The sequence below is a fragment of the Sphingomonas yunnanensis genome, from assembly GCF_019898765.1.
In the GTDB taxonomy this organism is placed as follows: domain Bacteria; phylum Pseudomonadota; class Alphaproteobacteria; order Sphingomonadales; family Sphingomonadaceae; genus Sphingomonas; species Sphingomonas yunnanensis.
Map to the genome: position 1 here is coordinate 225996 of NZ_JAIOKB010000004.1, position 23831 is coordinate 249826.

A 23831-nucleotide genomic window follows, 5' to 3' on the forward strand; every position below is an offset into this window, starting at 1 on the left:
GCGCCGGGCGGGCAGTGGTGCCGGAGCTGCGTCGCGCGTGGATCGCGCAACATTCCGGTCATGATCTCGGTAGCATCGCCGAACCGCCGCATCAACCGGCACGATTCACGTTACTATTCCATCGAGTGGCGCGGTCCGTTAACCACGGAGTGAGGTTCGGCGCGATAGGGAGCGGGGATGATACCGCGAACGTACCGTACGGGAAGGCTGGCAGCGCGCGGCGGCGTGGCGCTGGCGCTCGCCGCGCTGGTGGCGCTCGCCCCGGCGGCCGCGGCGGCGCCGCGCGAGGGCGATCAGGACGCGCCGTCGCTCGACTTCCTGCCGTGGAAGTCGCGCGCGGAGCGGGACTCGCACCGCGACGGTTATAAGGTCACGGTCGCGGTGCCGCCGCCCGCGCGCGGCCTGCGCCTTCCCAGGGTGGCGGGTGCCGAGGGTCGCCCGCTGGTGGTGATCGACGCCGGCCACGGCGGCAACGATCCGGGGGCGATCAACCCGCAGGCGGCGCTGCGCGAGAAGGACGTCACGCTCAAGATCGCCAAGGCGATCCGTGACGCGCTGGTCGAGGGGGGGCGCGCGCGCGTCGCGCTGACCCGCGACGACGACCGCTACGTTCCCCTGCGCGAGCGCTTCGGTATCGCGCGGCGGCTGCGCGCCGACCTGTTCATCTCGGTGCACTGCGACAGCGTCGGCGCCGGCCTGCCGACCGGCGCCACCGCCTACACGCTGTCCGACATCGCCTCCGACAGGGAGGCGGCACTGCTGGCAGCGCGCGAGAACAAGTCCGATGTGATCGCGGGCGTCCAGCTCGGGCGTGACGCCGACGTCACTTCGATCCTGATCGACCTTACCCAGCGCGAGACGATGAACGCCTCGGCCGGCTTCGCGCGGCTGCTCGGGCGCGAGGCCAAACCGCTGATGCCGATCAAGACGAACTTCCATCGCACCGCCTCGCTGATGGTGCTCAAGGCGCCCGACATGCCCTCGGTGCTGTTCGAGACGGGTTATATCTCGACTCCGGCCGACGCCGCCTTCCTGGACAGCAAGGCGGGCCGCGAGAAGATCGCCGAGACGGTGCGTCGCGCGGTCGAGGTGTATTTCGCGCGCCGTCTGGCGGTGCGCTGACCCCGGCTGACGCGCGCGGCTTCCCCCGCGCCGCGAACCTGCTAAACGCCGTGCGCGATGGCTTCCGATCCCCTCGATGTGCGTGACTCCTCCGCTGGGCCGGGCGAGGCGACCGCGCGCGGCTGGCGCGGGCTGTGGCAGCGCCGGCTGGTGCGCTGGGCAACCTATCTGCTCGCGCTACTGGTCGTCGCGTTCGGCGTGTTCTGGCTGGTGTTCGCGCGCGACCTGCCGTCGGTGGAGAAGCTGAAGGCCTATGAGCCGCCGCTGCCGACCAACGTGCGCGGTGCCGACGGTGCGCCGATCTATTCCTACGCGCGCGAGCGGCGGGTCGAGCTCGCCTACAACGAATATCCGCCGCTGCTGGTCAAGGCGTTCCTCGCCGCCGAGGATCGCACCTTCTTCGAGCATCACGGTGTCGACTTCCCCGGCCTGGCCGGGGCAGTGGTCGATTATGCGCGCAAGTTCGGCAGCGGCCAGCGCGCCAAGGGCGGCTCCACCATCACCCAGCAGGTCGCGAAGAACCTGCTGATCGGCAACGAATATTCTCCCACGCGCAAGATCCGCGAGGCGCTGCTGGCGTATAAGATCGAGGAGACGCTGACCAAGCAGCAGATCATCGAACTGTACCTCAATCAGATCTTCCTCGGCCGCAACGCCTACGGGGTCGAGGCCGCGGCGCACGCTTATTTCGACAAGGAGCTGGGCGAGCTGACGCTGGGCCAGATGGCCTATCTCGCGATCCTGCCCAAGGGCCCGTCCAACTACGACCCGATCCGCAGTACCGACCGCGCGCTCGAGCGGCGCAACTACGTGCTGCGCGAGATGGTGCGCAACGGCTTCGTGACGCAGGAGCAGGCGCGCGTCGCCGCGGCCGAGCCGATCGGCGCGATCACGCGGCGCACGCCCAAGTTCGAGCGCGTCGGCGGCTATTTCGTCGAGGAAGTGCGGCGCGAGCTGATCGACAAGTTCGGCGAGAGCGCGCAGGACGGCCCGCACAGCGTCTACGCCGGCGGCCTGTGGGTGCGCACCTCGCTCGACAAGCGCATCCAGGGTTTCGCCGCCGAGGCGCTGCGCAATGGCCTGCTGCGCTTCGACAGCGGGCGCGGCTGGTCGGGGCCGCTGCGCCACGTCGATGTCGACGGCGACAAATGGTATGGCGCGCTGCTCAACACCAACATCTCGCTCGATTACAGCGACTGGCGCGCCGCGATCGCGATCGCGCGCGACGGCGCGGCGTGGCGGATCGGCTTCGCCGACGGCACCACCGGCGAGCTGCCGCGCGACGCCGCGCAGATGCCGGTGCGCAACGTCGGCGGCGCCGCGTTCACCGCGATCGAGCCCGGCGACATCATCGCGGTGGCGCCGGTGGGGCGCAGCTTCGCGCTGCGCTCGGTGCCCAAGATCTCCGGCGGCTTCGTCGTGCAGGAGCCGATGACGGGGCGCATCCTGGCGATGCAGGGCGGCTTCGACTCGAGCGTGCAGTCGTTCAATCGCGCGACGCAGGCGATGCGCCAGCCCGGCTCGACGATCAAACCGATCGTCTACTCCGCCGCGCTGGAGAACGGCATGACGCCCGCGTCGATCATCGTCGACGGGCCGTTCTGCGTCTACCAGGGCGCCGCGCTGGGCAACAAATGCTTCCGCAACTTCGGCAACTCGCGCGGGGCGGGGCCGCACACGATGCGCTGGGGCATCGAGCAGTCGCGCAACCTGATGACGGTGCGCACCGCCGCGCAGACCGGCATGGGCAAGGTCACCAAGCTGATCAAGGCGATGCAGATCGGCGACTATGCGCCCTATCTCAGCTACGCGCTGGGGGCGGGCGAGACCACGGTCGAGAAGATGGTCAACGCGTACGGCGTGCTCGCCAACTGGGGGCGCTGGCACGACCCGACGCTGATCGACTTCGTCCAGGACCGCCGCGGCCAGGTGATCTGGCCCGAGAATTGGCACGCCTGCGACGGCTGCAACATGGCCGACTGGAACGGTCGCGCCATGCCGCGCCTGCCGACCCGCGGCCATCAGGTGCTCGACGCGATGAGCGCCTATCAGATGGTGCACATCACCGAGGGCGTGATCCAGCGCGGCACCGCCACCGCGCTGCGCGATCTGAACCGCCCGATGTTCGGCAAGACCGGCACCAACAATGGTCCGACCGACGTGTGGTTCATCGGGGGCACGCCGCAGATGATCGCGGGCCTGTACCTCGGCTTCGACACGCCGCGCAGCCTCGGCGGCTACGCGCAGGGCGGCACCGTAGCGGTGCCGGTGTTCAAGGAATGGGCGCAGAAGGCCTATGACGGGCTGCCCGTGCTGCCGTTCCGCGCGCCCGCTGGCATGCGCATGGTGCGGATCGACCGCGCCTCGGGCCGGCCGGTGTACGGCACCTTCCCGACCGGTGACGATCCCAAGCCGGCGGTGATCTGGGAGGCGTTCAAGCCGCAGAGCGAGGCGCGCCGCGCCCGCCGCGCCGGACCGATCGCCGCCCCGAGTGCGGCGCCCAGTGCCGGGACGACCGGCGCGCCCGCGAGCGACAGCGACTTCTTGCAGAGGCAGGGGGGCATCTACTAAGTCGTCGGGCTGAACATTCTTTCGTCATCCCAGCGTCGGCCGGGATCTCCGGCCACGATGCGATCCCCGTGCCGCGCGAGATTCCGGCGCCTGCTGGATGATGTGACCGCTGGAGATACCCTATGCGCGCCGAAGCGCAGGCTCATGTCGACACCATCAACGCGGCGCTGGCGCTGCTGCGCCAGTCGCTCGACTGGGACCGCGCGCTGCGCCGGCTCGACGAGCTCAACGCACGCGTCGAGGACCAGTCGCTCTGGAACAATCCCAAGGAAGCACAGGCCGTGATGCGCGAGCGCCGCCGCCTCGACGAGGCGATCGGCGCGACCCGCGCGATCGAGCGCGAGCTGGCGGACACGGTCGAGCTGATCGAGATGGCCGATGCCGAGGGCGATGCCGAGATGGCGGACGAGGGCACCGACGCGCTCGCCCAGCTCGCCGGGCGTGCCCAGGCCGACAAGGTCAAGGCGCTGCTGGCGGGCGAGGCCGACGCCAACGACACCTATCTCGAGATCAACGCCGGCGCGGGCGGCACCGAGAGCCAGGACTGGGCCGAGATGCTCCAGCGCATGTACACGCGCTGGGCCGAGCGCCACGGCTACAAGGTGGAGCTGGTCGATTATCACGCCGGCGAGCAGGCCGGGATCAAGTCGGCGACGCTGCTGGTGAAGGGCGAGAACGCCTACGGCTATGCCAAGGTGGAATCGGGCGTTCACCGGCTGGTGCGGATCAGTCCGTACGACAGCGCGGCGCGCCGCCACACGAGCTTCTCGAGCGTGTGGGTCTACCCGGTGATCGACGACAATATCGAGGTCGAGATCAACGAAGGCGATCTGCGCATCGACACCTATCGTGCGTCGGGCGCCGGCGGGCAGCACATCAACACCACCGACTCCGCGGTGCGCATCACGCATTTGCCGACGGGGATCGTGGTGCAGTGCCAGAACCAGCGCTCGCAGCACAAGAACAAGGCCGAGGCGTACAACCAGCTGCGTGCGCGTCTCTATGAGCGCGAGCTGGCCGAGCGCGAGGCGGTCAGCAACGCCGAGAACGCCACCAAGACCGACATCGGCTGGGGCCACCAGATCCGCTCCTACGTGCTCCAGCCCTACCAGCTGGTGAAGGACCTGCGCACCGGCGCGACCTCGACCTCGCCGGGTGACGTGCTCGACGGCGACCTCGACACCTTCATGGCCGCGGCGCTGTCGCAGCGCGTCACCGGCGAGAAGGTCGCGGTGGAGGACGTCGAGTAAGTGGCGCGCGCGCTCGCCCGCTCGGCGCTGCTCGCCGCGACGCTGCTACTCGCGGCGTGCGACGGCACGCAGCCGCTGATCAAGCACGAGCCCAAGCAGCCGGGCCCCTTCCCGGAGGCGGACCGGCCGGTGGCGACGATCGTGTCGGCGCGCTGGTCCACCGAGGAGGCGCGCGACCGGCTCAACGAGGCCAGCCGCGTCATGGACCTGGCCGAGATCCGCAAGGGCATGTCGGTCGCCGACCTCGGCGCGGGCGAGGGCTATTACACCACGCGCCTGGCGAGCCGCGTCGGTGCGGAGGGGCGCGTGCTGGCGGAGGACATCGTGCCCGCGGTGCGCGACGCGCTGGCCGAGCGCGTGACGCGCGAGCGGCTCGAGAATGTCAGCGTGCGGCTCGGCCTCCCGGCCGATCCGCGGCTGCCCGAGAACAGCTTCGATCGCATCCTGATGGTGCACATGTACCATGAGATCGCGCAGCCGTACGAGTTCCTGTGGCGCATGCGACCGTCGCTGCGCGCCGGCGGGCTGGTGGTGGTGGTCGACGCCAACCGCCCGACGCGCGATCACGGCACGCCGCCGGCGCTGCTCAAGTGCGAGTTCGCCGCGGTCGGCTACGCCCAGGTCGATTTCCGCGAGATGCGCTCGGCGGGCGGCTATTTCACGACCTTCCGGGCGGCGGGGCCGCGGCCTAACCCGGCCGCGATCCGCGCCTGCCGCATCAACGACGAGGCGAGGGCGGGATAGGGGGGCGGCGTGCCTCCCCCGGTTGTTCCCCGGCGAAGGCCGGGACCCAGTTGGGCGACGCTGTTAAAAGCCACACCGGCCTTCCCGCCTGGGCCCCGGCCCTTTGCCGGGGTACATGAGGCGAGGCGTGTCATTGTCCTACCCGGGAGATGACGCCCGCCGCGGCATCCGCTACCACCCGCCGCATGCCGCATCCCGAACAGCCCTATCTCGACCTGATGGCGCAGGTGCTCGAGCGCGGCGACGAGCGACTCGATCGCACCGGCGTCGGCACGCGCTCGCTGTTCGGCGCGATGCTGCGCTTCGACCTCGCCGACGGCACCGCGCCGATCCTGACCACCAAGCGGGTCTATTGGAAGACCGCGGTGAAGGAGATGCTGTGGTTCCTCAGCGGCGGCACCAACATTCAGCCGCTGCTCCGCGACAATGTCCGCATCTGGACCGACTGGCCGCTCGACGTCTATCGCCGCGCGACGGGCGAGACGATCGCGCAGGAGGAGTTCGAGCGCCGCATCCTCGCCGACGACGAGTTCGCCGCGCGCTGGGGCGGGCTCGGCCCGGTCTATGGCAAGCAGTGGCGGCGCTGGCTCGGCGCGGACGGGCGTGAGTACGACCAGATCGCCGAGCTCGTCCGCACGCTGCGGGAGAATCCGACGAGCCGCCGCATGCTGTTCCACGCTTGGAACGTGCCCGAGCTGGGGGCGATGTCGCTGCCGCCCTGCCACATGGTCTATCAATATCATGTCAGCGGGGGCGGGCGGCTCAACTGCCTGCTGTACCAGCGCTCGGTCGATCTGCTGCTCGGCGCGCCGTTCAACTTCGTCGGCGCCGCGGCGCTGCAGCTGATGCTGGCGCAGCAGGCGGATCTCATGCCCGGCGAGCTGGTCTGGGTCGGGGGCGACGTTCACCTCTACCTCAACCACTTGGAGCAGGCGCAGGAGCAGCTGCGCCGCACGCCCCGCGTCGTGCCGCAGATGCGCCTCACGCGCCGGCCCGACTCGATCGACGGCTATGCGATCGGCGACTTCGCGGTGGAGGGTTATGATCCCCATGGCGTGATCAGGGCGGACGTGGCGGTGTAATTTAGAAGCGGTTCGGACCATCATCGCTCGTGACAGAGCAAGTAGTTAGTTAACAAACTGAATAGTCGATGAACTCGGCGGCGGGACGCTCGTTAGCGGGGCGAACTTGCCTGAGGTGAAGATCATGCCGAGCGCCTCCGTCTCCCGCCCCGCGATCACGTCTCCCTTCACCCCCGGCGCGCTGCCGTGGCAGACCAGCGGCATCGCCGCTCTGGTCGACCATGCGCGGCCCGCGGGCAACGTCCACGACCGTGCCTCGCGCGCGGTGCTGCTGCGCCGCATCGCCGCGCTGCTCGACCAGCCGCTGCTGTCGCCGATGGACGCCGCCGCGGCGGCCTCGACGACCGCGCTGCTCGTTCCCGGCGACGCGCTGATAGAGGAGGACGCGACCGCGGCGGGTATCTTCGATCGCGGCGATATCCTGGGCGGCGTGGTGCCGGCCCTCTTCGTCGGCACCAAGGCGATCTCGCACGGTCTGGTCGGCGCGCACGCCGCGCGGCCGCGCGACTGGTCGGACGAGATGGCGCGCCGGCTCGGCGACGCGGCATTGCCGGGCTATACCGCTTTCTCGCGCGCCGACGCGGCCGAGGCGGGGCGGCTGCTGCTGCGCGACGGTCCGGTGCGGATCAAGGACGTCTGCGGCAAGGCGGGGCTCGGTCAGGAGGTGGTACGTGACGCCGCCGCGCTCGACGCCGCGCTGGCGCAGGAGGATGAGCGCGATCTGGCGCACTGCGGCATCGTGCTCGAGCAGAACCTCACTGACGTGGTCACTTACAGCGTCGGCGCGGTCGAGCTCGGCGGCGCGACGATCAGCTATTGGGGCAGCCAGAACCTGACTCGCGACCATCACGGGCGCGAGGTGTACGGCGGCTCCGACCTCACCGTCGTGCGCGGCGGGTTGAAGGCGCTACGCCGGCTCGACCTGCCCGCGCCTCTCGCCCGCGCGGTGGAGTGCGCGGCGCGCTTCGACGCGGCGGCGCGCGCCTGCTACCCCGGCCTGATCCTGACGCGACGCAACTATGACGTGATCGAGGGGGTGGCCCCGAGTGGTCAACGGCGCATCGGCGTGCTCGAGCAGTCGTGGCGGGTCGGCGGCGCGAGCGGCGCCGAGATCGCCGCGTTCGAGGCGTTCCGCGACGAGCCCGACACCGACCGGGTGTGCTGCTCCACCGTCGAGGTCTACGACCTCGTCACGCCGCCGACCGGCGCGATCACTTACTATCGCGGCACCGATCCCCGGGTCGGCGTCATGACCAAATATGCGATGCGCTACGCGTGAGCGATATGGGTGACGTGGAGGATGATGCGGTCGCGCTGTCGGTCGACCGGCAGCGGGTCGCCGGCACGCTGCTGCGACCGGAGGTGCCCGTGCCCGGCTTCCTCTTCGTCCACGGCTGGGGCGGCGACCAGGAGGACGATCTCGGCGACGCCGAGGAACTCGCGCGGCTCGGCTGCGTGTGCTTCACCTTCGACCTTCGCGGCCATGCCGACAGCGACGCCGACAAGGAGCGCGTGACGCGGCAGGACGGTCTCGACGACGTGATCGCCGCCTACGACTATCTCGCGGCGCAGCCGGGGATCGATCCGACCGCGATCGGGGTGATCGGCACCAGCTACGGCGGCTATCTCGCGATGCTGCTGACGCGCGAGCGGCCGGTGCGCTGGCTGGCGATGCGTGTGCCCGCGCTCTACCCCGACGCCGACTGGGACGTGCCCAAGGCCAAGCTGGATAAGGCGGCGGTGCGCGCCTATCGCGAACGTCCGCCCGCGCCCGAGCAGGACCGTGCGCTCTCTGCCTGCGCCGACTTCCCGGGCGACGTGCTAGTGGTATCCTCCGAACGCGACGATCGCATCCCTCCGACCGCGATCACCGCGATCCAGGCGGCGTTCCGACGCGCGAACTCGTTCAGCCATCGCGTCATCCAGGGCGCCACGCACGCGATGCGCGACGAGCGCCATCAGCGCGTCTATCGCCGGCTGCTGGTCGGCTGGATCGAGGACATGGTGCGCGCCAGCCGACTGACGGCGCGCTGAGCGCTCGCGCCGCTCAGTCCGCCACGCCGAGCAGGTCTCGCGCCGCCGCCTGGAGCAGCTCCTCGACCGTGGGGTGATACCAGGCCTGGTCGGCGAAGGTCGCGACGTCGGTGCCGCGATCGATCGCCAGTGCCACGAGGTGGCCGAGATGCTCGCCGCCCGGTGCCGCGATCGCCGCGCCGATGAGACGGCCGTCGGCGTCGCCGTAGAGGCGTACGAGTCCCTGATCTTCGCCGTCGGCCGTAGCGCGGCCGTTGTCGCTGACCCTGGCCGCGCCGACCTGCGCGTTCTCGGGCAAGGAATCGAAGTCACGTCCCACCGACACCAGATTGGGCTCGGTGAAGGCGACCGCGAAGGCCGGCAGCCGGCGCTGCGGCTTGCCGCCGGCGGCGACGTCGCCGGCGATCCGCCCGCCGCGCGCGGCCTCGTGGAGCACCGGCCGCCACGCGCCTGCGTCGCCCGCGACGAAGATCGCGCTGTCGCCGCAGCGGTGCGAGCGCGCGTCGAACTCGGGCGTACCGTGCTCGTCGAGCGCGACCCCGGTGGTCTCGAGCGCCAGCTCGGCGAGGCTCGGCGGGCGTCCGGTCGCGGCGAGGATCAGGTCGACGATGGCATCACCGCCGTCCCATGTCAGCCGCGCGCGACCATCGTCGGTGGCCGATACCTCGGCCTCGACGCCGAGCGCGAGCGTCATCTCGCGCCCGAGCGCCGCGACGGCGGCCCGGTTGACCTCGGGATCCTTCAGCCCGCCGACATTCTGTCCGTCATCGATCACCGTGACGTCCACGTCGAGCCGCGCGAACGCCTGACCTAGCTCGAGTCCGAGCGGTCCGGCGCCGATCACCGCGAGCGCGCGCGGCAGCGTGTCGAGGTCGAAGATCGTCTCGTGCGTGTGCACGAGGTGACGAACCGGCTCGAGCAGTTCCGGCACGATCGGGTGGCCGCCCGTCGCGATCACTATCCCGCGCCGCGCGGTCACCCGCCTGTCGCCGACCATCACGGCGTCCGCCGCGCAGAAGCGCGCGGTGCCGTGGACCACGCGGTCCGCGGGGATGGCATGATATTCGTCGAGCACGGCCCGGACGAAGCGGTCGCGCTCGGCGCGCACCCGCTGCCACACGCGTGCCGCGTCGACCGTCACCGCGCCGGTGTCGACGCCGAACGCCGCCGCGCCGCGTGCCTGATGCGCGGCGCGGCCCGCCGCGATCAGCAGCTTGGACGGCATGCAGCCGACCCGCGTGCAGGTCGATCCGCCGGGACCGCGCTCGACGATCAGCGTGTCGGCGCCGCGCGCGGTGGCGGCCTTGTAGGCCTTCAGTCCGGCGGTGCCGGCACCCAGGATCAGCACGTCGCAGTCGCGCGGGTCCATCGTCTTCCTCCGCCATCGTGTTCGGCGTGGAACGAGACTGTCACGCTGCCGATCGAACGTGCCGACAAGCACGAACGTTGCACATAGATTAGGATTTTAGCGTCGGCGCCGCGTGCTTCATGGGATCAGGCGTCCGGCTCTCAGCCGCTCGAACAGCGCGAAGAAAGCGTCGTCGGTGGGCTGATAGGCGGTGAAGCCGAGCCGGCGGCTCTTGCCCATGTCGGTCACCACCTCGATCGGGCGCCCGAGATCGGCGTCGGTATGCCACGGCGAGGCGAGCCGCGCGAGCTCCGGTTCGGCCAGCCCCTCGCGCAGCGCGAGCTCGCGCCACACCGGCGCGTCGGCCGCCATCTGCTGCTCGAGCGGGCGCACGGTGCCGTCGAACGGCGCCGCCTCGACGCCGAACCAGCCGGCGATCCGCTCCCACATCCACTGCCAGCGGAAGACGTCGCCGTCGACGACGTTGAACGCCTCGTCGTGCGCCGCCTCGGTCTGCGCCGCCCACAGCAGGTGGCGCGCGAGCAGGCCGGCGTCGGTCATGTCGGTCAGCCCGGACCATTGCGCCGCCGAGCCGGGGAAGGTGAACGGGCGGCCGAGCTCGCGGCACAAGGTCGCGTAGACCGCCAGTGTGGTCCCCATGTTCATCGCGTTGCCGACCGCCATGCCGATCACGGTATGCGGGCGATGGACGCTCCAGCTGAAGCCATCGCGCGCCGCGGCGGCGAACAGCTCGTCCTCCTGCGCGTAATAGAAGTTCTCGACGTCCAGCCGGCCCTGCTCCTCGCGGAACGGCGTCTGCGGCAGCGTGCCTTTGCCATAGGCCTCGAACGGCCCGAGATAATGCTTGAGCCCGGTGACCAGCGCGACGTGGCGCGGCGCGGTCGGCGCGGGGAGCGCGTCGAGCAGGTGACGCACCATCGCGGAGTTGACGCGGATATTCTCCGCCTCGCTGTCCTGGCGCAGCCAGGTGGTGATGAACACCGCGTCGGGCGCGAGCGCGCCGATCGCCGCGCGCGTCGCCGCGGCGTCGCGCAGGTCGGCCGCGACCGGGGTCACGCCCGGCAGGTCGACCGCGCGCCGCGCGAGCCCGTGCACCGTCCAGCCCTGCTCCACCAGCAGCGCCGCGGTCGCGCCGCCCACGATCCCGCTCGCGCCCACCACCAATGCCGTCTTCGCCACGTCAGATCCTTTCGTACGTCGAGCGTTGCCAGGGAGCTAGGCAGCCGGGCCGCCAGCTTCTAGACGGCACCCGAACGTGCCCTAGGCACCAGGAGGTGACCATGGATGCCGGCAGCCCCGACGACGAATGGCGCGAGGATTGCGCGCCGCGCCGCGTGCTCGAGCTGTTCGCGACCAAATGGACCAGCATGGTGCTGCACACGCTCCACGCGCGCCACGGCGGCGCGGCGCGCACCGGCGTGCTCCAGCGCAGCCTGCCCGGCATCTCCAAGAAGATGCTGACCCAGACGCTGCGCGAGATGGAAGCGAGCGGGCTGATCACGCGCCACGTCGAGACGGTGGTGCCGCCCGCGGTGGAGTATCGCCTGACGCCGCTAGGGGAACGGTTCGTGGTGCCGGTCGAGCTGCTCTACGCCTGGGGGCGCGACAACGCCGACGCGCTCGACACGTTGGTGCCGCGGCCGGGCTCGCGGCGGCGCTGAGGGGGGGCGGGAGCAGCGCAAGCCGCGCACTGGCGTCATCCTGAACCTGTTGGGATCCACGGTGCCGCTAGTGCATCGTTGACGGCGCTTGCTGGCCGGTTGATCCTGAAACGAGTACAGGATGACGCCTGTTTGTAGCCGGAGCTTCGGCGCGTCACTTCGGCGAAGTCGCCCACCACTGGCCCCGTCCGCCGGCGCGCGCTACCACCCCGCCGATGATCACCTTCGTTCTAGCCCGCGCCGATAACGGCGTCATCGGCGTCGATGGGCGGCTGCCGTGGCATCTCCCCCCCGATCTCAGGCGCTTCAAGGCGCTCACGATGGGGCAGGCGATGGTGATGGGGCGCAAGACGTTCGAGAGCTTCCCTGCGCCGCTGGAGGGCCGCCGCCATATCGTGCTCACGCGCGACCCGGCGTGGCGCGCCGCCGGTGCCGAGGTGGCGCACACGCCCGCCGCCGCCCTCGCGCTCGCCCGCGCCGGCGACGCGGACGCGCGCGTCGCGGTGATCGGCGGCGCCGAGATCTTCGCGCTGCTGCTCGACCGCGCCGATCGGATCGAGCTCACCGAGGTCCATGCCGCGCCCGCGGGCGACGCGATCGTCCCCGCCTTCACCGGCTGGCGCGAGCTGACGCGCGAGGCGCATGTCGCCGAGGGGCAGCGCCCCGGCTACGACTTCGTCACGCTGGCACGGTGACGCTGGCACCGCGCCGGCCGAGCCGCTAAGGCCCCACGCATGGAGCGGCTTGACGGCGGCTCGGCGGTGCCGGCCGGGCTGGCCGGCGGGATCGTCGCGCTGGGCAATTTCGACGGTTTTCACCTCGGTCACCAGGCGGTCGTCGGCCGCGCGGTCGAGCGCGCGCGCGCGGGAGGCAGGCCCGCGCTGGTCGCCACCTTCGACCCGCACCCGGTGCGCTATTTCCGCCCCGATACGCCGCCGTTCCGGCTCACCACGCTGGACCAGCGCGCGCGCCTCTTCGCCGCCGCGGGCGCCGACGCGATGGTGGTGTTCCACTTCGACGCGACGCTCGCCGGGCTCCACGCCGACGCGTTCGTGACGGAGCGGCTGGTCGGCGCGCTGCGCGTCGGCGGCGTCGTCACCGGCGAGGACTTCACTTTCGGCCACCGCAAGAGCGGCGACATCGCCACGCTGCGGGCCGCGGGCGCGGTGAACGGCTTCTCGGTCGACACGGTCGGCGCGGTGATGCTCGACGGCGAGCCGGTCTCGTCCACGCGCGTCCGTGCCGCGCTCGGCGCGGGCGACCCGCGCGGCGCGGCGCGGCTGCTCACCCGGCCGTTCGCGATCGAGGGAAGGGTCCAGCACGGCGACAAGCTCGGCCGCACGATCGGCTATCCCACCGCCAACCTCGACATGGGCAAGTATCTGCGCCCGGCCTACGGCATCTACGCGGTGCGCGGTCGGCTGGCGGACGGGCGCGTGCTCGACGGGGCCGCCAACCTCGGCATCCGCCCCAGCTTCGACCCGCCCAAGGAGCTGCTGGAGCCCTTCTTCTTCGACTTCTCGGGCGATCTCTACGGCCAGCCGCTCGAGGTCGAGCTGATCGACTATATCCGCCCGGAGGCCAAGTTCGACACGCTCGACGCGCTGGTCGCGCAGATGGAGTCCGACTGCGCGAGAGCGCGGGCGTTGCTGGCGCGCTGACGCGGCGCTAAGGCCATGCCCCACATGGCCGACGCACCCGACACGCCGCGCGACTGGCGCAACACCGTCTTCCTGCCGAAGACCGACTTCCCGATGAAGGCGGGGCTCGCGCAGAAGGAGCCCGCGATCCTCGACCGCTGGAAGCGGATCGGGCTGTACGAGCGCCTGCGCGAGCAGCGGCAGGGGCGCGAGCGCTGGATCCTCCACGACGGCCCGCCCTACGCCAACGGCGACATCCACATGGGCCACGCGATGAACAAGGTGCTGAAGGACGTGATCGTCCGCAGCCGCTCGCTGATGGGCTATGACGCGCCCTACGTGCCCGGCTGGGACTGCCACGGCCTGCCGATCGAGTGGAAGGTCGAGGAGGCGTATCGCGTCAAGAAGCTCGACAAGGACCAGGTGCCGGTCGCGCAGTTCCGCGCCGAGTGCCGCGCCTATGCCGACAATTGGGTGCAGATCCAGAAGGAGCAGTTCCAGCGGCTCGGCGTGATGGGCGATTGGGACAACCCCTATCTCACCATGCGCTACGAGGCCGAGGCGGTGATCGCGGGCGAGCTGCTCAAGTTCGCCGAGAGCGGCCAGCTGTATCGCGGCGCCAAGCCGGTGATGTGGAGCCCGGTGGAGAAGACCGCGCTGGCCGAGGCCGAGGTCGAATATGAGGACGTGGTCTCGACCCAGATCGACGTCGGCTTCGAGGTGATCGACTGTCCCGAGTATCCGGGCCTCGCGGGCACGCTCGCGGTGATCTGGACGACCACGCCCTGGACGATCCCGGTCAACCAGGCGCTCGCCTATGGCTCGGCGATCGATTATCTCCAGTTCGAGCACGAGGGCCGGCGCTATCTCGTCGCCGAGCCGCTGATGCCCGCCTTCACCAAGCGCACCGGCATCCCGATGGGCACGATCGTCGCGCTGATCAAAGGCCCGGTGCTGGAGGGCGCGACCGCGCGCCACCCGATGCACCACCTCGGCGGCTTCTTCGCCACGCCGCGGCCGTTCCTCGAGGGCGAGTTCGTCACCACCGACGCGGGCACCGGGCTGGTCCATATGGCGCCCGATCACGGCGAGGACGACTTCCTGCTGTGCAAGGCGAACGGGATCGAGCCGGTGTTCGCGGTCGACGCCGCCGGCTTCTACCGCGCCGACTGGGCCTGGCTGGGCGGGCAGGGCAGCGTGATCAACAAGAAGTTCGTCGCGAGCGAGGGGCCGATCTGCGCGGACCTGCGCGCCGCGGGCGCGCTGCTCGGCGCGAGCGACGACTTTCAGCACAGCTATCCGCACTCGTGGCGCTCGAAGGCGAAGGTGATCTTCCGCGCGACCCCGCAATGGTTCATCCCGATGGACGTGGCGACCGGTGCGGCGGCGGGTGACTCCGCCACGCCCGGGGCGGGTGCGGCGGACGAGGCCGAGCGCGGCAACGGCGCCACGCTGCGCCAGCTCGCGCTCGACTCGATCGCGCGGACCCAGTGGGTGCCGCCGCGTGCGGAGAACCGCATCCGCTCGATGGTGGAGGGCCGCCCCGACTGGGTGATCAGCCGCCAGCGCGCCTGGGGCGTGCCGATCGCGCTCTACGTCAACCGCGCCACCGGACAGTATCTCAACGATCCCGCGGTCAACGCGCGCATCGTCGCCGCCTTCCGCGACGGCGGCGCCGACGCCTGGTTCACCGCCGACCATCAGGCGCTGCTCGGCGACGCGCACGATCTCGCTGACTATGAGCCGGTCAACGACATCCTCGACGTGTGGTTCGACTCGGGCTCGACCCACGCCTTCGTCGTCGAGGCGCGGTACGGGGATGGCGCGCGCGCCAACCTCTACGTCGAGGGCTCGGACCAGCATCGCGGCTGGTTCCAGTCGTCGCTGCTGGAGAGCTGCGGCACGCGCGGGCGTGCGCCCTATGACGCGGTGCTCACCCACGGCTTCGCGCTCGACGGGCAGGGCCGCAAGATGTCGAAGAGCCTCGGCAACGTCGTCGACCCGCTCAAGGTGATCGGCGAGTCGGGCGCGGACATCCTCCGGCTCTGGGCGGTCTCGACCGACTATTTCGACGATATCCGCATCGGCAAGGAGGTGCTCGCCACCGCCTCGGACTCGTACCGCAAGTTGCGCAACACCTTCCGCTATCTGCTGGGCGCGCTCGACGGCTTCGCCGAGGAGGAGCGCGTGCCGGTCGCCGAGATGCCCGAGCTGGAGCGCTACGTACTCCACCTGCTCCACGCGCTCGACATGGAGCTGAGGGAGGCGGCGCGCGGCTTCGAGTTCAACCGCTACGTCCGCCTGCTCGCCGACTTCGCCAACGAGGATCTGTCGGCCTTCTTCTTCGACGTGCGCAAGGACTCGCTCTACTGCGACGCCGCCGACGACGTGAAGCGCCGCGCCTATCGCACCGTGCTCGACGTGCTGTTCCACGCTCTGGTGCGCTACGCCGCGCCGGTGCTGGTCTTCACCGCCGAGGAGGTGTGGCAGGCGCGCTTCCCCGACGAGGCGAGCTCGGTCCACTTCCTCGAGTGGCCGATCCTGCCCGATCCCGCCGCCGAGGACCTCTCGGCGCGCTGGCAGGCGGTGCGCGCGCTGCGCGTCCGCGTCACCGAGGCGATCGAGCCGCTGCGGCGCGCGAAGACGGTGCGCTCCAGCCTGGAGGCCGAGGTGACCGTGCCCGACCTGCCGCTCGACGCCGCGCAGCTCGCCGAGACGTTCATCGTGGCGAAGGTGACGCCGGGCCATGGCGTCGACGTGACCCGGACCGACTATCACAAATGCGGCCGCTGCTGGCGCCACCTGCCCGAGGTGACGGTCGACGACGCGCTGTGCGACCGCTGCGCCACCGTGGTGGGGGAGGACGCGTGAGCCGGTCGCTGCCGCGGCTCGGGCTCGCCATCGCGCTGGTCGTCTTCGTCGTCGACCAGCTGGTGAAATGGGTCGTCACCGGCCCGCTCGCGATCGACTTCCTCGGCGCTTACCGCGAGATCCTGCCGATCTTCGACCTGCGCTTCACCAAGAACGAGGGCGTCTCGCTCGGCATGCTCCGCGCCGAGACCGACACGATGCGCTGGCTGCTCGTCGCCTTCACCGGCGCGATCGCGGTGGCGGTCGCGGTGTGGCTGTTCCGCGAGGAGAAGACCGGCGAGCAGGCGGCGCTCGGTATGGTGCTGGGCGGTGCAGTCGGCAACATCCTCGATCGCGTGCGGCTGGGCTATGTGGTCGACTTCGCCGACCTCCATTTCGGCGAGTGGCGGCCGTTCCTGGTCTTCAACGTCGCCGACGCCGCGATTACGATCGGCGTGCTGATTCTGCTGGTGCGCGCGCTCCTGATCCGCGAGAAGCGCCCCGATCCTTCGGAGAATGTCCATGCGTAAGTCTGTCGTCGCGGTGTCCGGTATGGCGATGCTCGCCCTGCTCGCCGGCTGCGGCAAGCGCGGCTACGACCGCGCCCGCCCCGACGAGTTCGCGGTGGCGCGCCAGGCGCCGCTGATCATCCCGCCCGATTTCGCGCTGGTGCCGCCGCAGCCCGGCGCGGCGCGCACCCAGGGCAACAACCCGCAGGCGCAGGCGATCGACGCCTTGTTCGGCGGCCCGGCGCAGCGCAGCGCGGCCGAGGCCGGCGTGGTCGATCAGGCCGGCGGCACCGGCGCGGCGCCGGCGGGGATCCGCTCGGAGGCGGGCGACCCCAAGACCAACGTCGTCGACAAGGGTCAGACCACGCGCGACATCATCGCCGCACCGCAGGGCGACGGCCAGGACGCGCGGGCGAACGCGGGGGCCGCGAGCGCGCCGGCGGCGGCTCAGTCGACAGCAGCGCCTGCCGCGCCGACGCCGGCGCCCGCGACGCCGACGCCGCAGCAGTAAAGGGCGGGGGGCGATCTCGCGTTAGGGTGAGCCCGCGTCTCGTTCGAGCTGGCAGTCCGACTGCCAGGTCAGTGACCCGCCTTCGATCCTCCCCTGCAAGGAGAGGATGGTGTCAGCCTCCATGTCCTGACAGAGACGAGTGGCTACCCCGCCACCACCCCGCGCCATGCCGCGAGCCCGCGCTCCAGGTCGGCGATCAGGTCGTCCGGATGCTCCAGCCCGATCTGCAACCGCACCAGCGGCCCCTCGAACGCGCAGACGGTCGCGCTGCGATGGCGCTGCGGGTCGATCGGCACGGCGAGGCTCTCGAACCCGCCCCAGCTGTAGCCGATGCCGAAATGGTCGAGCGAGTCGATCAGCGCCGCGCGCGCCGCATCGCTGCCGCCGTCCAGCACGAACGAGAACAGCCCCGAGGCGCCGGCGAAGTCACGCTTCCACAGCTCATGCCCCGGACAGGACGGCAAGGCCGGGTGGAGCACCCGCGTCACCTCCGGCCGCGCTTCCAGCCAGCGCGCCACCGCCAGCGCGCTGCGCTCGTGCTGCGCCAGCCGTACCGCCATCGTGCGCAGCCCGCGGCTGCCGAGGAAGGCGTCGTCGGCGCTGATCACCTGCCCGAGCTGGAAGCTGGTGTCGCGCAGCGGGGCGAACCGCCCCGGCGCCGCGGTGACCGAGCCCATCATCACGTCGGAATGGCCACCGACATATTTGGTGCAGGCGAGCACCGAATAATCGACGCCCAGCGCGATGACCGGGAAGAGCAGCGGCGTCGCCCAGGTGTTGTCGATCACCGTCGCCACGCCGCGCGCCTTGGCGGCGGCGACGATCGCCGGCACGTCCTGCACCTCGAAGGTGAGGCTGCCGGGGCTCTCCATGAAGATCACGCGGGTGCGATCGCCGATCAGCTCGGCGATACCCGCGCCGATCAGCGGATCGTAATAGCGCGTCGTGATCCCCATCCGCGCGAGCAGCTTGTCGGCGAGCGAGCGGGTCGGGTCATAGGCGCTGTCGACCAGCAGCAGCTCGTCGCCGGGCGACAGCAGCGTCAGCAGGCAGGCCGCGATCGCCGCGACGCCCGAGGGATAGAGGAAGGTCGCCTCGGCACCGGGCTCCAGCTCGGTGAGCGCGTCGGCGAGGCTCCACTGCGTCGGTGTGCCGCGGCGGCCATAGAACAGGCGGTGGTGCGTGTCGCGCGCGCCGGTCGCGCGCAGGTGCGCGACGTCGTCGTAGAGGATCGTCGAGGCGCGCCACACCGGCGTGTTGACGACTCCGCCGGTCCACTCGTCGCGGCGCCCGGCCTGGACGACCCGGGTAGCGGGCTTGATCGGTCGGTCGCTCATGCCGCCCCCGTCGTCTTGGGGGTGCTCGGGTCCGCGCCCCACTCGGTCCAGCTGCCGTCATAGACCGCGGCGTCGCGCCCGAGCAGGTGCGCGCCGAAGGCGAGCACGCTCGCGGTGATGCCCGAGCCGCAGGTCATCACCATCGGCCGTTCGAGGGCGACGCCGGCGTCGCGGAAGGCGGCGGCGAGCGCCGCACCGCGCTTCCACCGGCCGTCTTCCTCTAACAGCCGCTTGTAGGGCAGGTTGCGCGCGCCGGGCATATGGCCGGGGGCGACGCCGGCGCGCGGGTCGGGCTCCGCGCCGGTGAACCGCGCGGCCGAGCGCGCGTCGAGGATCTGCTCGCTCGCGTCGCGCTGGATCGAGCGCATCGCGGCGAGATCGCGCAGCCCCGTCGTCCCAGTGCCGGCGTCGACCGCGCGCGGCGGCACCGCGCCGTCGCCCTGTTCGAGCGGGAGGTCCGCTCGCTTCCATGCTGCCAGCCCGCCGTCGAGCAGCGCGACCCTGTCGAAGCCGAAGGCGCGCAGCATCACCCAGGCGCGCGCGGCGGTATGATGCGGCGCGTCGTCGTAGAGCACGATCCGGGTGGCGCGATCGATCCCCAGCCGTGCCGCACGCTCGGCGAACTGGGCCGCCCCGGGCATGGTCGAGGGGAGGGCGCTCGTCGCGTCCGAGAAGCCCGCCAGGTCCATGTAGAGCGCGCCCGGCACATGGCCCGAGCGATACTCGGCGGCATGGTCGCGCGGCGGCTCACTCGGCAGCAGTGCGTCGTAGCTGGCGTCGAGGACGCGCAGGTCGGGCGCGTCGAGCTGGTCGGCGAGCCAGGTGGCGGAGACGAGCGGTTCCATGCCCTCTCTCATAGCCGGGCCAGCAGGCGCGGCAACAGGTCGCATTCCGCGCCGCGCGCGCCTATGTGCGCGCGCATGACCCCGATGCATCTTGGCCAGAACAGCCCGCTCCCCACCTCGCCGAAGGAGGCGGTGCTCGACTATGTCCCCAACCCGCGCCCCGGCCAGACCTATCTGGTGCGCTTCACCCAGCCCGAGTTCACCTCGCTCTGCCCGGTGACGGGACAGCCCGACTTCGCTCACCTCGTGCTCGACTATGTGCCCGGCGAGACGATCGTCGAGTCCAAATCGCTCAAGCTGTTCCTCGGCGCGTTCCGCAACCATGCGGCTTTCCACGAAGATTGCACCGTCGGGATCGGCGAGCGGCTTTACGAGGAGATGCGCCCGCGCTGGCTGCGCATCGGCGGCTATTGGTATCCGCGCGGCGGCATGCCGATCGACGTCTTCTGGCAGTCGGCCGCCCCGCCGGCGGATCTGTGGCTGCCCGACCAGGGGGTTGCGCCCTATCGAGGCCGCGGTTGATCCCAATCGACCAACGCAGGTATTCCGCGGTGCAGCAAATTTGCAACCAATCACGTTATCGCTGGTTCATGTAGGAGGCACGGCGCTACGTGGTGTCCGTGCTGCACCAGCGAAGGTATGAGGATGAACCAGTCGGCCGTTCTGCAGGACGTCAACCACATCGCGCTGATCGGTAATTTCCTGCCGCGACAGTGCGGCATCGCGACGTTCACGACCGACACCTACCAGGCATTGCGCGCACGCTTCCCTGACACCCAGGTGGATGTCTACGCGATGGACGATCATCCGGGGCGGTACGCGTACCCCGAGGCGGTCACCGCGGCGATCCCGCAGCACGACCTCTCCGCCTATGTCGCGACCGCGCGGCGGATCGAGGAGAGCGGTGCCCAGGTGCTGTGGCTTCAGCACGAGTACGGCATCTTCGGCGGCGAGGCGGGGAGCCATATCTTCGCGCTGCTCGACCGCCTCACGATCCCGTTGATCGTGACGCTTCACACGGTGCTGGAGAAGCCGAGCACGTCCGAGCGCACGGTGCTCGAAGGGTTGCTGCGTCGCGCCTCCAAGGTGATCGTGATGGCAGAGCGCGGCCGCGAGATCCTGGAGCGCGTGTACGGCGCGAGCCCCAAGTCGATCGCGACGATCCCGCACGGCGTGCCCGACCGATCGTTCGCCGAGCCGGACGCCTTCAAGGCGCGCTTCGGCTGGGACGGCAAGCGCGTGATCCTCACCTTCGGCCTGTTGGCGCCGGGCAAGGGTATCGAGACGATCGTCGAGGCGATGCCCGCGGTGGTCGAGAAGAACCCGGACGCGATGTACATCGTGCTCGGGGCGACCCATCCCAACCTAGTCGCGCACGAGGGCGAGAAGTATCGCGATTCGCTGAAGGCGCGCGCGGCCGAGCTCGGCGTCGGCGACAATGTCGCCTTCATCGACGCCTTCGTCGATCACGACGATTTGATCGACTATCTCCAGGCGGCGGACATCTACGCCACGCCCTATCTCAACCCGGCCCAGATCACGAGCGGCACGCTCAGCTACGCCGTCGGCGTCGGCAAGGCGGTGATCTCGACACCGTACGTCCACGCCACCGAGATTTTGGCGGACGGGCACGGGGTGCTGGTCGACTTTCGCGACTCTGCCGCCTTCGCGCGTGAGATCAACAATCTTCTGGGCAGCGCCCGCAACCTCGGACGTCTGTCCTCGCGTGCCTATGCGCGTGGCCGAACGATGATCTGGCCTCGTGTAGTGGAGCAAGCAATGCAAGAGATCGCGACGAGTATCGCGACCCAGCCGCGGCGCCTCCGCGGCGGCGGCGACACCGACACAAAGGTGTTGCCTCCCGCGATCGCCGCCGTCGAGCGGATGAGTGACTCGACCGGCATGTTGCAGCACTCGATCTACTCGGTGCCCGACCGCCGGCATGGCTATTGCATCGACGATAACGCGCGCGCGCTGATGCTGATGAGCGCCGTCCCCGAGCTCGACGCGGCGACGCGCGACAAGTGGATGACGATCTACGCCTCGTTCGTGCAATATGCCTGGAACCCCGAGGTACGGCGTTTCCGCAACTTCATGAACTTCGACCGCACGTGGTGCGAGGACGTCGGGTCGGAGGATTCGAACGGCCGCACGCTCTGGGCGCTGGGAGTCACCGCGCGTGACGCGCACGAGGCCAAGCACCGCGACTGGGCACGCGCGATGTTCGATTCGACTGCGACGCTCGCGCTCGAGCTGGAGAGTCCGCGCGCGCAGGCGTTCGCGATGCTCGGCGCGGCCGCGATGCTCGAGGCATCGCCGCGTCACGAGTTGGCGACGCAGATCCTGCGCCGCTTCCCCGACGAGCATCTCAAGCTGCTCGATGCGGCGCGGCGTCCCGAGTGGGGCTGGTTCGAGATCGTGCTTGCCTATGACAACGCGCGCCTGCCCGAGGCGATGCTGCGTGCCGGCGTCGCGCTCCAGCGCCCCGACCTGATCGCCTGCGGGATCGACACGCTCGAGTGGATCGTCGCCAAGCAGACTGCGCCCGAGGGGCATTTCCGCGCGGTAGGCTCGGAGAGCTTCGGCCGGGTCTATGCCGAGCCGCTGCCGTTCGACCAACAGCCGCTCGAGGCGCAGGCCACGATCGACGCCTGCGCCGCGGCGTTCGACGCCACCGGTGATGCCCGCTGGTACGACGAGGCGAAGCGCGCCTACGACTGGTATCTCGGCGTCAACGATCTCGACCTGCCGCTGGCGACCCAGCGCGACGGCGGCTGTTTCGACGGGTTGATGCCGACCGGGCTCAACCGCAACCAGGGCGCCGAGTCGATCCTCGCGCTGCAAATGGCCTCGTGCGCGATTTCGGGGCTATCAATCCGCGCGGGAAAAGTGGCAGGGACGCAGCGCGACGTCGCCTGAGCGGCGTCGCACACGTACCGTCGTTCACTAAGACGAGGCTGGTCCTTGGAGCTGTTCAACCACCGGCTGCGTCTGCATGCCGATCCGTCGCGCGTCGTGGTGCGGCCCTTCCACATCGGCTGGATCGCCAACGCCAATGGCGTCAGCCGGTCGGAACGGCTGATCGCCGAGGTGCTCGACATGCCTCCGCAGGAGGCGCGCGACCAGCTCGACCTCGTGCTCAAGGACTTCGAGGCGCGTCACTGGCAGACTCGTCGCGTGTTCATGACTCGCTACGACGAGATCGCGACCGCGCACGGGCTCGACGGCAGCCGTATCAGCGACGAGAAGCGGCAGCTGATCGGCGCCTATTTCTGCCACGAGTACAGTTATGCCGCGGCCGCGCTGATGAACCCCAGCGCGGTGCCGCATCCCGACCAGAGCGGCATGGAGGACGGCGCGCAGCGCATCCTGATGAGCCTTCGCGCGGTCGGAGAGGGGCATATTTCCTCCGTCGCCTTCCGCGAGGGCATCATCACCTCGGACAATGAGCTCAAGCTCGCGCCCGAGCCGCCGTTCGCGACGGCGACCGACGCGATCGGGACCGACGAGGAAGCGCCGCCGACCGGGCCGGTGACGGTGCACCGCCATCGCGACAGCACGCTCTCGGGCACGGTGATCTTCCCGATCACCGACGCGCAGTCGAAAGGGCTGGAGGACCTGCGCCTCGTCCATTTCGAGCATGACGACGGCAGCGTCGAGTGGCTCGGCACCTATACCGCGTACAATGGCGCGACGATCCAATCCGAGCTGATGCGCACGCGCGACTTCCGCGCCTTCGATCTGGTGCCGATGACGGGCAGCGCGGCGCGCAACAAGGGCATCGCGCTCTTCCCGCGCAAGGTCGGCGGGCAGTATCTCTCGATCGGGCGGCAGGACGGCGAGAATCTGTACCTGCTCAAGACCGACGACCTTACCCATTGGGACGAGGGCGAGCTGATCCTCAAGCCGGTCTTCCCCTGGGAGTTCGTCCAGATCGGCAATTGCGGGCCGCCGATCGAGATCGACGAGGGCTGGCTGCTGCTGACCCACGGCGTCGGTGCGATGCGCAAATATTCGATCGGCGCGGCTTTGCTCGACAAGGACAATCCCGCCCGCGTGATCGGCCGCACCCGATCGCCGATCCTCGCCGCGGCGGACCAGGATCGCGAGGGCTATGTGCCCAACGTGGTCTACACCTGCGGCGCGATGAAGCACGGCGACAAATTGTTCATGCCCTATGGCATCGCCGACAGTTCGGTAGGCTTCGCCTTCGTCTCGATCCGCGAGCTGCTCGACAAGATGTGAAGGGGTGGGGGCGGAAGGCGGCAATCGCTTCCCGCCCCACTCCCGTCGTCGCGGCCTTGAG

The 23831-nt window shown here is 70.3% G+C and carries 20 protein-coding genes; 16 read left to right on the top strand and 4 right to left on the bottom strand.

The genetic code is table 11. The annotated features are described in order from the left end of the window. Positions 1 to 177 precede the first annotated feature (177 nt). The 7 genes from K7957_RS13135 to K7957_RS13165 all read left to right on the top strand — a co-directional run bounded on the left by K7957_RS13135 (position 178) and on the right by K7957_RS13165 (position 8803). Positions 178 to 1122, top strand: a complete 945-nt coding sequence (locus tag K7957_RS13135) for an N-acetylmuramoyl-L-alanine amidase family protein (RefSeq protein WP_223012435.1) — start codon at positions 178 to 180, stop codon at positions 1120 to 1122. Between the two features lie 57 nt (positions 1123 to 1179). Further along, positions 1180 to 3693: a penicillin-binding protein 1A gene (locus K7957_RS13140; protein WP_223012436.1), complete on the top strand. Its 2514-nt coding sequence runs from the start codon at positions 1180 to 1182 to the stop codon at positions 3691 to 3693. A gap of 122 nt (positions 3694 to 3815) precedes the next feature. After that, positions 3816 to 4943: a peptide chain release factor 2 gene (prfB, locus tag K7957_RS13145; protein ID WP_223012437.1), complete on the top strand. Its 1128-nt coding sequence runs from the start codon at positions 3816 to 3818 to the stop codon at positions 4941 to 4943. Further along, positions 4944 to 5687, top strand: coding sequence for a class I SAM-dependent methyltransferase (locus K7957_RS13150; RefSeq protein WP_223012438.1), 744 nt, complete (start codon positions 4944 to 4946; stop codon positions 5685 to 5687). A gap of 185 nt (positions 5688 to 5872) precedes the next feature. Then, positions 5873 to 6769, top strand: coding sequence for a thymidylate synthase (thyA, locus tag K7957_RS13155; RefSeq protein WP_223012439.1), 897 nt, complete (start codon positions 5873 to 5875; stop codon positions 6767 to 6769). 124 nt (positions 6770 to 6893) lie between these two features. Beyond that, positions 6894 to 8048: a DUF3182 family protein gene (locus tag K7957_RS13160; RefSeq protein ID WP_223012440.1), complete on the top strand. Its 1155-nt coding sequence runs from the start codon at positions 6894 to 6896 to the stop codon at positions 8046 to 8048. Positions 8049 to 8053: 5 nt separating this feature from the next. Next, positions 8054 to 8803, top strand: a complete 750-nt coding sequence (locus K7957_RS13165; protein WP_223012598.1) for an alpha/beta hydrolase family protein — start codon at positions 8054 to 8056, stop codon at positions 8801 to 8803. 13 nt (positions 8804 to 8816) lie between these two features. On the opposite strand, the gene K7957_RS13170 is transcribed toward K7957_RS13165, so the two are convergent. Both K7957_RS13170 and K7957_RS13175 read right to left on the bottom strand, forming a co-directional pair. Further along, on the bottom strand, positions 8817 to 10172 hold the full coding sequence (locus K7957_RS13170) for a dihydrolipoyl dehydrogenase (protein ID WP_223012441.1): 1356 nt from the start codon (positions 10170 to 10172) through the stop codon (positions 8817 to 8819). A 117-nt stretch (positions 10173 to 10289) separates the two neighbouring features. Beyond that, entirely contained in the window at positions 10290 to 11351 is a 1062-nt protein-coding gene (locus tag K7957_RS13175) for an SDR family oxidoreductase (protein ID WP_223012442.1), read from the bottom strand. 101 nt (positions 11352 to 11452) lie between these two features. Between K7957_RS13175 and K7957_RS13180 the strand changes: the two genes are divergently transcribed. From K7957_RS13180 to K7957_RS13205, 6 genes are all read left to right on the top strand, one after another. Next, the gene (locus tag K7957_RS13180) at positions 11453 to 11833 is read left to right on the top strand and encodes a winged helix-turn-helix transcriptional regulator (protein ID WP_223012443.1); all 381 of its coding nucleotides are present in this window, start codon (positions 11453 to 11455) and stop codon (positions 11831 to 11833) included. A 215-nt stretch (positions 11834 to 12048) separates the two neighbouring features. Continuing rightward, positions 12049 to 12528, top strand: a complete 480-nt coding sequence (locus K7957_RS13185; protein ID WP_223012444.1) for a dihydrofolate reductase — start codon at positions 12049 to 12051, stop codon at positions 12526 to 12528. Positions 12529 to 12567: 39 nt separating this feature from the next. Next, complete coding sequence (locus K7957_RS13190; RefSeq protein ID WP_223012445.1) at positions 12568 to 13494, top strand: bifunctional riboflavin kinase/FAD synthetase; 927 nt, start codon at positions 12568 to 12570, stop codon at positions 13492 to 13494. A gap of 24 nt (positions 13495 to 13518) precedes the next feature. Further along, positions 13519 to 16344, top strand: a complete 2826-nt coding sequence (gene ileS, locus K7957_RS13195; RefSeq protein ID WP_223012446.1) for an isoleucine--tRNA ligase — start codon at positions 13519 to 13521, stop codon at positions 16342 to 16344. After that, a complete protein-coding gene (lspA, locus tag K7957_RS13200; protein WP_343228409.1) occupies positions 16341 to 16853 on the top strand; it encodes a signal peptidase II in 513 nt (170 codons plus the stop codon). Before ileS ends, lspA begins: the two co-directional genes overlap by 4 nt. Beyond that, positions 16846 to 17343, top strand: a complete 498-nt coding sequence (locus tag K7957_RS13205; protein WP_223012448.1) for a DUF3035 domain-containing protein — start codon at positions 16846 to 16848, stop codon at positions 17341 to 17343. Before lspA ends, K7957_RS13205 begins: the two co-directional genes overlap by 8 nt. Positions 17344 to 17486: 143 nt before the next feature. Here K7957_RS13205 and metC read toward each other — a convergent pair whose 3' ends face one another. Both metC and K7957_RS13215 read right to left on the bottom strand, forming a co-directional pair. Beyond that, positions 17487 to 18680, bottom strand: a complete 1194-nt coding sequence (gene metC, locus K7957_RS13210; RefSeq protein ID WP_223012449.1) for a cystathionine beta-lyase — start codon at positions 18678 to 18680, stop codon at positions 17487 to 17489. After that, positions 18677 to 19525: a sulfurtransferase gene (locus tag K7957_RS13215; RefSeq protein ID WP_223012450.1), complete on the bottom strand. Its 849-nt coding sequence runs from the start codon at positions 19523 to 19525 to the stop codon at positions 18677 to 18679. The genes metC and K7957_RS13215 overlap by 4 nt, the downstream gene beginning before the upstream one ends. A gap of 75 nt (positions 19526 to 19600) precedes the next feature. On the opposite strand from K7957_RS13215, the gene queF reads away from it, so the two are divergent. The 3 genes from queF to K7957_RS13230 all read left to right on the top strand — a co-directional run bounded on the left by queF (position 19601) and on the right by K7957_RS13230 (position 23770). Next, positions 19601 to 20047 (top strand): preQ(1) synthase, encoded by a 447-nt coding sequence (queF, locus tag K7957_RS13220; RefSeq protein ID WP_223012451.1) that lies wholly within the window; start codon positions 19601 to 19603, stop codon positions 20045 to 20047. 123 nt (positions 20048 to 20170) lie between these two features. Next, positions 20171 to 22444 carry a glycosyltransferase family 4 protein gene (locus tag K7957_RS13225; RefSeq protein WP_223012452.1) on the top strand — a complete coding sequence of 758 codons (2274 nt, stop codon included), beginning with the start codon at positions 20171 to 20173 and terminating at the stop codon, positions 22442 to 22444. Between the two features lie 45 nt (positions 22445 to 22489). Further along, the gene (locus K7957_RS13230; RefSeq protein WP_223012453.1) at positions 22490 to 23770 is read left to right on the top strand and encodes a glycoside hydrolase family 130 protein; all 1281 of its coding nucleotides are present in this window, start codon (positions 22490 to 22492) and stop codon (positions 23768 to 23770) included. The last annotated feature ends 61 nt before the right edge of the window (positions 23771 to 23831 follow it).

What these genes read in the sequence shown, in the direction of transcription:
- K7957_RS13160 (WP_223012440.1), top strand. Translation starts at nt 6,894, where the DNA reads ATGCCGAGCGCCTCCGTCTCCCGCCCCGCGATCACGTCTCCCTTCACC.
- K7957_RS13135 (WP_223012435.1), top strand. Translation starts at nt 178, where the DNA reads ATGATACCGCGAACGTACCGTACGGGAAGGCTGGCAGCGCGCGGCGGC.
- K7957_RS13165 (WP_223012598.1), top strand. Translation starts at nt 8,054, where the DNA reads ATGGGTGACGTGGAGGATGATGCGGTCGCGCTGTCGGTCGACCGGCAG.
- ileS (WP_223012446.1), top strand. Translation starts at nt 13,519, where the DNA reads ATGGCCGACGCACCCGACACGCCGCGCGACTGGCGCAACACCGTCTTC.
- thyA (WP_223012439.1), top strand. Translation starts at nt 5,873, where the DNA reads ATGCCGCATCCCGAACAGCCCTATCTCGACCTGATGGCGCAGGTGCTC.
- K7957_RS13205 (WP_223012448.1), top strand. Translation starts at nt 16,846, where the DNA reads ATGCGTAAGTCTGTCGTCGCGGTGTCCGGTATGGCGATGCTCGCCCTG.
- K7957_RS13225 (WP_223012452.1), top strand. Translation starts at nt 20,171, where the DNA reads ATGAACCAGTCGGCCGTTCTGCAGGACGTCAACCACATCGCGCTGATC.
- metC (WP_223012449.1), bottom strand. Translation starts at nt 18,680, where the DNA reads ATGAGCGACCGACCGATCAAGCCCGCTACCCGGGTCGTCCAGGCCGGG.
- K7957_RS13185 (WP_223012444.1), top strand. Translation starts at nt 12,049, where the DNA reads ATGATCACCTTCGTTCTAGCCCGCGCCGATAACGGCGTCATCGGCGTC.
- queF (WP_223012451.1), top strand. Translation starts at nt 19,601, where the DNA reads ATGACCCCGATGCATCTTGGCCAGAACAGCCCGCTCCCCACCTCGCCG.
- prfB (WP_223012437.1), top strand. Translation starts at nt 3,816, where the DNA reads ATGCGCGCCGAAGCGCAGGCTCATGTCGACACCATCAACGCGGCGCTG.
- K7957_RS13140 (WP_223012436.1), top strand. Translation starts at nt 1,180, where the DNA reads ATGGCTTCCGATCCCCTCGATGTGCGTGACTCCTCCGCTGGGCCGGGC.
- K7957_RS13215 (WP_223012450.1), bottom strand. Translation starts at nt 19,525, where the DNA reads ATGGAACCGCTCGTCTCCGCCACCTGGCTCGCCGACCAGCTCGACGCG.
- K7957_RS13190 (WP_223012445.1), top strand. Translation starts at nt 12,568, where the DNA reads ATGGAGCGGCTTGACGGCGGCTCGGCGGTGCCGGCCGGGCTGGCCGGC.
- K7957_RS13180 (WP_223012443.1), top strand. Translation starts at nt 11,453, where the DNA reads ATGGATGCCGGCAGCCCCGACGACGAATGGCGCGAGGATTGCGCGCCG.
- K7957_RS13170 (WP_223012441.1), bottom strand. Translation starts at nt 10,172, where the DNA reads ATGGACCCGCGCGACTGCGACGTGCTGATCCTGGGTGCCGGCACCGCC.